Origin of the sequence: Pseudomonas sp. GL-R-26 (genome assembly GCF_019947365.1) — a bacterium.
GTDB lineage: Bacteria > Pseudomonadota > Gammaproteobacteria > Pseudomonadales > Pseudomonadaceae > Aquipseudomonas.
In genome coordinates this window covers 1-9,585 of sequence record NZ_JAGYGI010000063.1, presented here as the reverse complement: position 1 = coordinate 9,585, position 9,585 = coordinate 1, and the positions used below count along the sequence as shown (strand labels likewise).

General features: G+C 61.3%; 8 protein-coding genes and 1 pseudogene. 6 read left to right on the top strand and 3 right to left on the bottom strand.

Annotation, left to right across the window (positions count from 1 at the left end; translation table 11 throughout):
• The first annotated feature begins 1,071 nt into the window (after positions 1-1,071).
• The 5 genes from KGA96_RS29395 (at position 1,072) to ycaC (ending at position 5,276) form a co-directional block, all read left to right on the top strand.
• The gene (locus tag KGA96_RS29395) at positions 1,072-1,431 is read left to right on the top strand and encodes a DUF6124 family protein (RefSeq protein WP_046043444.1); all 360 of its coding nucleotides are present in this window, start codon (positions 1,072-1,074) and stop codon (positions 1,429-1,431) included.
• Positions 1,432-1,723: 292 nt separating this feature from the next.
• On the top strand, positions 1,724-2,140 hold the full coding sequence (locus KGA96_RS29390; protein ID WP_046043445.1) for a DoxX family protein: 417 nt from the start codon (positions 1,724-1,726) through the stop codon (positions 2,138-2,140).
• Positions 2,133-2,741, top strand: coding sequence for an antibiotic biosynthesis monooxygenase (locus KGA96_RS29385; RefSeq protein ID WP_046043447.1), 609 nt, complete (start codon positions 2,133-2,135; stop codon positions 2,739-2,741). Before KGA96_RS29390 ends, KGA96_RS29385 begins: the two co-directional genes overlap by 8 nt.
• Entirely contained in the window at positions 2,741-4,579 is a 1,839-nt protein-coding gene (locus tag KGA96_RS29380; RefSeq protein WP_046043448.1) for an amidohydrolase, read from the top strand. Before KGA96_RS29385 ends, KGA96_RS29380 begins: the two co-directional genes overlap by 1 nt.
• 70 nt (positions 4,580-4,649) lie before the next feature.
• Positions 4,650-5,276: an isochorismate family cysteine hydrolase YcaC gene (gene ycaC / locus KGA96_RS29375; RefSeq protein ID WP_046043449.1), complete on the top strand. Its 627-nt coding sequence runs from the start codon at positions 4,650-4,652 to the stop codon at positions 5,274-5,276.
• Between the two features lie 123 nt (positions 5,277-5,399).
• Here ycaC and KGA96_RS29370 read toward each other — a convergent pair whose 3' ends face one another.
• Entirely contained in the window at positions 5,400-6,827 is a 1,428-nt protein-coding gene (locus KGA96_RS29370; RefSeq protein ID WP_223516045.1) for a mechanosensitive ion channel family protein, read from the bottom strand.
• Positions 6,828-7,032: 205 nt separating this feature from the next.
• The gene (locus tag KGA96_RS29365) at positions 7,033-8,052 is read right to left on the bottom strand and encodes an alpha/beta hydrolase (protein ID WP_046043452.1); all 1,020 of its coding nucleotides are present in this window, start codon (positions 8,050-8,052) and stop codon (positions 7,033-7,035) included.
• A gap of 159 nt (positions 8,053-8,211) precedes the next feature.
• Here KGA96_RS29365 and KGA96_RS29360 point away from each other — a divergent pair, with 159 nt between their 5' ends.
• Positions 8,212-9,108 carry a LysR family transcriptional regulator gene (locus KGA96_RS29360; RefSeq protein ID WP_046043454.1) on the top strand — a complete coding sequence of 299 codons (897 nt, stop codon included), beginning with the start codon at positions 8,212-8,214 and terminating at the stop codon, positions 9,106-9,108.
• A 96-nt stretch (positions 9,109-9,204) separates the two neighbouring features.
• On the opposite strand, the pseudogene KGA96_RS29355 reads toward KGA96_RS29360, so the two are convergent.
• A pseudogene (locus KGA96_RS29355) lies at positions 9,205-9,585 on the bottom strand (hypothetical protein); the annotation flags it as partial.

Genomic DNA, 9,585 nt, shown 5'->3' with positions numbered 1-9,585 from the left:
AATTTAACCAGTTCAGGATCAGGTTTGACTCGTTTGGCGCGCTTGGATTTTGGCTCGGTCATTGGATTTCCTTGGGGTAGGCAGTCTCCTGCCAAATGACCGGTTACACAAAACTAATTACACCCTCGTTTCTTAGGTTTTCTTTGACCTTGGCGGCCTCTGGGCCGACCAGGTTCTTGGGTGATTGAGTACATATCCGTTTCTGCGGTAACGGCGACTTATGGTTTCGCCCTTACGGCGAGTCCCTTTGGCAAACGCCCCAAAGGAACCAAAGGTCTCGCCCCTTACGTACGGCCCCTCGCCTGGGCTCGGGGTTCCTTCGCTCCGGTATTCATCCGGGGGCATTGCCCTCCGGTCGGCTTCGCTTCGACCTACATGCAATGAGTTCGACTGCGTCGAACGGCGCTGCGCGCCAATCCCCGGATGAACACCTCCGCTCAGCCTTCCGAGGGGGCGGGTGGATCAAGATCAAGAGCTGCAGGCGAGCTAACGCTCGGCCTGATGAGTGGTGAGAAGCGGCGCGGTGTGGGCTGCTCTGCCTTTGCTCTTCTGTGGGAGCGAGCTTGCTCGCGATGGCGGCCTGCCAGCCGACCAATTTCTTTCGAATGTACCCAGCCCAACTGTAGGAGCGAGCCTGCTCGCGATAGCGGTGGATCAGTCAACATCAATGCCGGATGTAATGCCGCCTTCGCGAGCAGGCTCGCTCCCACAAGGAATATGCAGCGTTCTGACAGCCCCGTTTAAAAGCCGTCAGCCTCTATTCCTGAAAGCCACACCGCCTTGCGTCGTTGCCTACAACTACGCCAGAATCCGCCGGCTTGTGAGTCTTGGCCATGATCTCTAACGTTCTCCGTGTCGCTGTCCATGCAGCGATCGGGTTTAGCAGCTCGGTAAATTTCAAGGCTCGCCAGTGTCACCTCAAGATCATTTCGGTCTGCAATTTGGTGGCTGTGCGTGGGGCACTTCGGTGCGCCGGGTTCCTTGATCCCTGGTCTGCTAACCCGCGTACAGCCGCCACCCAATTCGTTTAGCAGCGACCTGTGGCGGCTCCATTGATCAAGGAGCTTGACCATGTGCAAACCAACCCCCAATCCCCCGCAATCCGACGACGTTTCCCCCTACGACTCGCTCGACTCCAGAAAGCTCCACGAAGCCGCCGACCGCGCGCTGGATCACTACCTAAACCCCGCAAAAGATCCGGCTCCATCGCACAAACCCAGCACGATGTTTGTCATCGCCCCCGACATCAACACCGAAACGCTATTGGCCCACGCCTGCGAATCCCTGGCCTCGGCCAGCATCATGGCCAGCGACCTTGCGGGATTTCTGCAAAGCCCTCATCGCAACGCGCTGTTGGGCATTGCGCAGATCATCATGTTGGGCGAACTGGCGGTGAATCGGGCGCTGGATAATATCGATCCGCAAGACTAACCACTGATCCCTGTGGCGAGGGGGCTTGCCCCCGTTCGGCTGCGCAGCAGTCGTAGAACCGGTTAACACGGTTTGCCTGAAGCATCACGGTTGCTGGATTTAGGGCCGCTTCGCAGCCCAGCGGGGGCAAGCCCCCTCGCCACAGGGACTGCGCTTTGCAGGTGAATTGCGCATCTTTGTCGCACCCGCAAACAGAGCACGTACATTCAATTTTTCCTCCCCCCGTCCCGGCACTATCGAATCCAGTCCCGGCGCATCGACGCCGGTGGTTTTTCATTTGTGCGGGTGGGCCATGGACGCTTCGCGACGTGATGATCGGGCGCAAGACTGGGGGCTGCTGTTCCTGCGGGTCAGCGGCGGGTTGTTCCTGTTGTGGGTGCACGGTTTGCCCAAGCTGCTTCACTACAGTACCGAGCTGCAAAACATCGAAGACCCTTTCCACCTGGGCGCGAACCTGACGCTGCTGCTGGCGATTTTCGCCGAGGTGGTGTGCCCGCTGCTGATCGTCGCCGGGATGCTGGCGCGTCTGGCATGTTTGCCTATTCTGTTTTTGCTGTGGGTGTCGATGTTGATCGTGCATCCACAGTGGACGCTCTTCGAAGGCCAGTTCGGCTGGCTGTTGCTGATCGTGTTCACCAGCATTTTCATCGCCGGGCCGGGACGGCTGGCGCTCAATGTCCGTTTTGCCGGAGCCTTGCGTTATGTCTGATCTCAATCGCCGTGAGCCGGCCAGTCCCGGGCCTGATGAGGTGGTGACCCTGATCGTCAAACACCGGGTCAAGGCCGGTTTCGAAGTGCCCTATGAAGCCTGGCTACGCAACATCGTCAAGGTGGCCGCGCAGAACGTCGGGCACCTGGGTGTGGATGTGGTGCGTGGCAAGAATGCCGGCCTCGACACTTACACCTGCGTGCTGCGCTTTTGCTCGACCGAGGCGATGCAGCGCTGGCTCGACTCACCGCAACGCCAGGAACTGGTCAACGAAGCCGCGCCGATGCTGGCCGATGGTGACCAGACCGAAGTCAATCCGGTCAACGAGTTCTGGTTCTCGCCCCAGGCCGAAGCCGGTACGCCACCGCCGCGCTGGAAGCAGGCCGTGGTGACTCTGTTGGTGATCCTGCCGCACACCTTGCTGGTGCCGCTGCTCTGGGGGCCGCTGCTTCAGCTCAATGCATTTCTCTCCAACTACGTGGTTGCCACGTTCCTGATCACTCTGACCATCGTGCTGTCGGTGGTTTACCTGTTCATGCCCATGGCGACGCGCCTGTTCGCGCCCTGGCTGTCTCCCTCCACATTGCATGAGGAACCGTGATGAACGCCGATCTGATTCTGTTCAATGGTCAATTTCATACCGTTGACCGCGAAAAACCGCTCGCCAGCGCCGTGGCGATCAGCGACGGTCGTTTTGTCGTGGTGGGCAGCGATGCCCAGGCCATGGCCCTGCGTGGCTCGAACACCCAGGTGATCGACCTCAAGGGCCGCTGCGTGATTCCCGGGCTCAACGACTCGCACCTGCACCTGATCCGTGGCGGCCTGAACTACAACCTCGAACTGCGTTGGGAAGGCGTGCCGTCCCTGGCCGATGCCTTGCGCATGCTCAAGGATCAGGCCGACCGCACGCCGACGCCGCAGTGGGTGCGGGTGGTCGGTGGCTGGAACGAATTCCAGTTCGCCGAGAAGCGTATGCCGACCCTGGCCGAGCTCAATCAGGCGGCACCGGACACGCCGGTGTTCGTGCTGCACCTGTACGACCGCGCCTTGCTCAACCGTGCCGCGTTGCGCGTCGCCGGTTACACCCGCGACACGCCGAACCCGCCGGGTGGCGAGATCGTGCGTGACGCCAACGGCGAGCCGACCGGCATGCTGGTGGCGCGGCCCAACGCGATGATTCTGTACTCGACGCTGGCCAAGGGGCCGAAGCTGCCACTGGAGTATCAGGTCAACTCGACCCGTCAGTTCATGCGCGAACTCAATCGCCTGGGCCTGACCAGTGCCATCGATGCCGGCGGCGGTTTCCAGAATTACCCGGACGATTACCAGGTGATCGAACAGTTGGCGAAGGATGAGCAACTGACCGTGCGCATCGCCTACAACCTGTTCACCCAGAAGCCCAAGGAAGAGTTGACCGACTTCAAGAACTGGACCGGCAGCGTGAAGCTGCACCAGGGCGACGATTTCCTGCGGCACAACGGCGCCGGGGAAATGCTGGTGTTCTCGGCGGCGGACTTCGAAGACTTCCTCGAACCGCGCCCGGACCTGCCGCAAACCATGGAAGCCGAACTGGAGCCGGTAGTGCGCCATCTGGTGGAGCAACGCTGGCCGTTCCGTTTGCACGCCACCTACAACGAATCCATCAGCCGCATGCTCGACGTGTTCGAGAAGGTCAATCGCGACATTCCGTTCAACGGCTTGCCGTGGTTTTTCGACCACGCCGAAACCATCACCCCGCAGAACATCGAGCGGGTGAGGGCGCTGGGTGGCGGCATTGCGATTCAGGATCGCATGGCGTTCCAGGGTGAATATTTCGTCGAGCGTTACGGCGCCAAAGCGGCCGAAGCCACTCCACCGATCAAACGCATGCTGGCCGAGGGCGTACCGGTGGGCGCCGGTACCGACGCGACGCGGGTGTCGAGCTACAACCCGTGGACCTCGCTGTACTGGATGGTCAGTGGTCGCACCGTCGGCGGCATGGAGTTGCACGCCGAAGGCCTTTCACGCCTGACTGCTCTGGAACTGTTCACCCACGGCAGCGCCTGGTTCTCGTCGGAGCAAGGCAAGAAGGGCCAGATCAAGGTCGGGCAATTGGCCGACGTTGCAGCCCTCAGCGCGGACTTTTTCAGCGTCGATGAAGAGGCGATCAAGTGGATCGAGTCGGTGTTGACCGTGGTCGGCGGCAAGGTGGTGTACGGCGCCGGTGACTTCGAGAAGCTCGGGCCGGCCAGCGTGCCGGTGCTGCCGGACTGGTCGCCGGTGGTGAAGGTGCCGGGCCACTGGCGCCCGACGTCGCCGATGCAGGCTCAGGCTCACCATTGCAGCGGCCCGTGTGCGGTGCACTCCCACAGTCATGAACGGGCGCGCCTGTCGAATGCGCCGGTCAGCGATTTCGCCGGTTTCTGGGGCGCCTTTGGCTGTTCGTGTTTTGCCTTCTGACGAATTCAAAAAAAACGCCGGCCCAACAGGTCGGCGCTGACTGCGACAACCATCCATCAAGGAGTTTCCAATGAGCAACGTTCCGTACAAACGCCTGAACAAAGACGATGCCGTGGTATTGCTGGTCGACCACCAGACCGGTCTGATCTCGCTGGTACAGGATTTCTCGCCCAACGAGTTCAAGAACAACGTGCTGGCGCTGGGCGACATCGCCAAGTTCTTCAAACTGCCGACCATCCTCACCACCAGTTTTGACAGCGGCCCGAACGGTCCGATCGTGCCGGAGCTCAAGGCGCAGTTCCCGGACGCGCCATTCATTGCACGCCCGGGCCAGATCAACGCCTGGGACAACGAAGACTTCGTCAAGGCGATCAAGGCCACCGGTCGCAAGCAACTGATCATCGCCGGTGTGGTGACTGACGTGTGCGTGGCGTTCCCGACCCTGTCGGCCATTGCCGAGGGCTTTGAGGTGTTTGTGGTGACCGACGCTTCCGGCACCTTCAACACCACCGTGCAACAAGCGGCCTGGGCACGCATGTCGGCCGCTGGTGCGCACCTGCTGAACTGGTTCTCGGTAGCCTGCGAGCTGCAAGGTGACTGGCGCAATGACATGGAAGGCCTGGCCAACCTGCTGTCGGAACGCCTGCCGAACTATCGCAATCTGATCAACAGCTACACCAAATTTACTGCCAGGTAAGCACGCTGCACTTGTAGGAGCGAGCCTGCTCGCGATTGCGGTCTGCCATTCAATATCGATGTTGGCTGATCCACCGCTATCGCGAGCAGGCTCGCTCCTACAGGGCTTTGTGTGATCTGTTGATCAGCGGTTCTGCAACCAACTCAAAAACCCACCTTTCCTGACCGCCACCGGTTTGGCCATCAACGCCATCCGGCTGTTCTGCTGGCGCACCGCCTGCAGCTTGTTCAACGCCCGGTCGACTTCCCGTCGTTGCTCCATGCAACTGCGGGTCAGGGATTTGTCGAGGCGGTAGATGATGCTTGAAGTCATGGCGGTGAACCGTGCCTGGGACGGCGTGTCGGCGAGGATGCTTTGTTCGCCCATGACTTCGCTCGGCCCCATGCGCCCGGCTTCGATCTGCGTGCTGCCATCGGGCACGGTGGCACTGACCACGCCGGTGGCAATGACGAACAGGCTGTCCGGTACTTCTTCCAGATCCAGCACCACGTCACCGGCCGCGTATTGCTGCGCCACCATGTTCTGGGCCAGGCGATCACGTTCCTCAGCGCTCAGGGAACGGAAGATTTTCACTTCATCGAGCAAGGCCCGTGCGCGGGTCGACGGCTCGATCACACCATCGGGTTGCCTGGAAATACCAGCCGCTTCGAGGTGCCGATGGGCCAGGTCGAACAGTTGATTACGCACTTCACCCTTTTTGCCCAGTTCGGCGATGAAGCCGCTGGCCACGTATTCGGACATGGTTTCGCCGGCTTCCTTGAGCACGGCTTTCGGCGCCGGATCGAGCAACAGACTGCTGCTGCCCTGAAGGGTGCGGTCCAGGGCATCGAGGACCCGACGCGGACGGATGTGGTTCGGCACCTGAATGCTGATCGACACGCCGTGAATATTGGTCGGGCGGCTGAGGTTGACGATCTTCGCCTTGGCCGCCACCGAGTTCGGCACCACCGCAGTGCTGCCGGCGCTGGTCAGCAGGTGGGTGGCGCGCCAGTCGATGTCCAGCACCTTGCCTTCGACACCGTCAATGGAAACCCAGTCATCGACCTGGTACGGCTTGGTGGTGTTGAGCACGATGCCGGAGAACACGTCGCTCAAGGTGCTCTGCAATGCCAGACCCACCACGATGGCGACGACGCCGGAGGTCGCCAGCAAACCTTTCACCGGCAGCTCCAGCACGTAGCCGGCGGCGGCCACTACGGCAATCAGGAACACCAGTGCACCGATGACATCCTGCAACAGCCGGCCGCTGTGGCCGATGCGCCGCATCAGGGCCAGGCCGATCACTTCGGTGAGCCCCCGCGCGGCGTACAGCCACCAGAGAATCCCCAGTGCCGTGGCTCCCAACTGCGCCACGCGATCATCGGCAAACAAGGGCGCCTGCAACGGGCTGACGCCGGCGTTGATGAGCACCGCGCTGAACAGCACAAACAGCGCCAGGCGCACACCGACCCGGCTGACGCGATGCTTGAATGGCGCGAGGTGCCAGAGCAGGGTGTCGATGGCCAGCAGCAGGGTGCTCAGGGAGAGCAGGTGACCGAGGAGAAAGGACATGGGGATGCTCCGGGAGAAATGAGGTCGCGCAGGTGAAGAGCGTTTTTGTGGCGAGGGAGCTTGCTCCCGCTTGAGTGCGGAGCACTCACAAAGTCGGCATTGACTGCTTGGATTTTGGGGCCGCTACGCAGCCCAGCGGGAGCAAGCTCCCTCGCCACAAAAAACAGTGTCGCCACACGCCGCTGTGTGGCGATTCTGGTTGGTCTCACTGCAAATGAGTCTTGAGCTCCAGCGCAGCCTGGCGCACCGCCGCCTTCACTTCAGGAATCTGGCTCAGCGGATTGAGCAGGCCGAAGTCGTGGATCATGCCGTTGTAGCGTACCGAGGTCACCGGCACGCCTGCCGCGTCGAGGTGGCGGGCGTAACCTTCGCCTTCGTCGCGCAGCACGTCGAACTCGGCGGTCTGCACCAATGCGGCCGGCAAGCCTTTGAGCTGTTCGGTGCTGGCGTTGAGCGGCGAGGCATGAATCTGCGCACGCTCGCCAGCGTCGGTGGTGTAGTTGTCCCAGAACCACTTCATCATGTTTTGCGTCAGGAAGTGGCCTTCGGCAAATTGCTGGTACGACGCGTTATCGAACTGTGCGTTGGTCACCGGCCACATCAGCAGTTGAAAACGCAGAGCCGGGGCTTTCTGCTCCTTGGCCATCAAGGCCACGACCGCCGCCATGTTGCCGCCGACGCTGTTGCCGGCCACCGCCAGGCGCTTGCCGTCGACGTTGATCTGCTGGCCGTGTTCGGCCACCCAGCGGGTCGCGGCATAGGCCTGGTTGATCGCGGTCGGGTAATGCGCTTCCGGCGACGGCGTGTAGTCGACGTACACCGCGACCGCGCCGGAACCCACCACCAGGTCACGGATCAGGCGCTGGTGAGTCGGGAAATCCCCCAGCACCCAACCGCCGCCGTGGAAAAACATGAACACCGGCAGTTCACCTTTGACCTTGGCCGGTCGCACCACTTTGAGGTTGATCGTCTGACCGTCAACCTTGATTGCCTTGTCGCTGACTTCCACGCCGGACAGGTCAACTTTCACCGACGCCTGGGCACCGGTCAGCACCCCGCGGGCGTCTTTCGGGCTCAGTTGTTCAAGCGGTTTGCCACCACCGGCGGCGAGGGCTTCGAGGAAGGCTTGGGTGTTGTGTTCGACACCCGGGCTGCCTGCGGCAAAAGCGTTGCCGACGGCGAGGGCGAGGAGGGATGCAGTCAGGGTTTTCTGGACGAGGTTCATGGGTAAATCCTTTTTAACCGATGGCGTTGAGAGTCTTGGGATGAGGTCGCTGCCAGCTCTGTGATTCAGGCTTGAGCAACACCGTGAACACAGATTAATAGGATGCCTGGAAGGGAAAAAGCGGCTATAAAGTGTTTGACTGTCAACCGGGAAGTGACAATGAACCCCTTTGAAGATATGCGTATTTTTTGCCAGGTCATGGACGCCGGCAGCTTCACGGCAGCCGCCGATCAACTTGGGCTGTCCAAGCAGTTTGTCAGCCGCCGCTTGATGCAGCTCGAAGAGCGCCTGGGCGTGCGCTTGCTCAATCGCTCGACCCGGAGACTGGATGTCACGCCGCTGGGGCAGAGCTATTACGAATCAGCCCTGCGCCTGCTCAGCGAAGTTGAGCAAGTGGAGCAGGGCATCGCCGGCCAGACCACCGAGCCACGGGGGACCATTCGTGTGAGTGCGCCGCTGTCGTTCGCACTGGCGCATCTGGGGTGCCTGTTGCCGGTGTTTTTGCAGCGCTATCGCGACGTGACGGTGGAGGTGGATTTGAGCGATCGGCCCGTGGATTTGCTCGGTGAGGGCTACGACCTGGCGCTGCGCATCGGCACACTGGAAGACTCGACACTGATCGCCCGACGCATTGCCTCCATTGAACGGGTGTACTGCGCAAGCCCCGCGTACCTGACCGAACGCGGCACACCGCTCAAGCCAGAAGATTTGCACGGTCACGACTGCCTGCCGTACGGCCATGGTCGACAGGTGCAATGGCGTTTTGCGGGGCAGGGCAAGCCATTGAGCGTCAATGTCAGCGGGCGGATGCGGGTCAACAACGGTGAATTGCTCAAGGACGCGGCGATCGCCGGGCTGGGGATCACGTATTTGCCTACGTTCATTGTCGGCTCGGCACTCAAGGATGGAAGGCTGGTGGAAGTGCTGGAAGATTTGCGGCCGGAGCCGCTCACGTTGTCGGCGGTCTATCCGCAACACCGGCAGAGTTCGCGGCCGGTGCAGGCGCTGGTTGAGTTCTTGCGCGAGGAACTGGATCAGTCTGAGGGTGGGTTGTAAGGAGAGGGTTCATACAATCAATTGTGGGAGCGGGCAAGTCGGATCGCCGCACCGCCGCTCCCACAGGGTTTTGTGTTGTATGGGAATCAGCGTAAATCAGCTCCTTTTGTCATCACCGGGCTCGGCATGGACACCGCGATCATCGCCAGGCTCGCCATTGGCATGGACACCACGATCATCACCAGGCTCGCCATTGGCATGGACACCACGGTCATCGCCAGGCTCGCCATTGGCATGGACACCACGATCATCGCCAGGCTCGCCATTGGCATGGACACCACGATCATCGCCAGGCTCGCCATTGGCATGGACACCACGGTCATCCCCGGGTTCATCATGGGTGCCGCTGCGTCCTGAGGACGAGGCCGTTCCGGAGTGGCTCGAACCGCTGTTGGCACTGCCATGGCCACTGTTGCTGCCATGGTCGCCACTATGACCGCTGCCGCTGTTGCCACCACCACCGCTACCACCGCTACC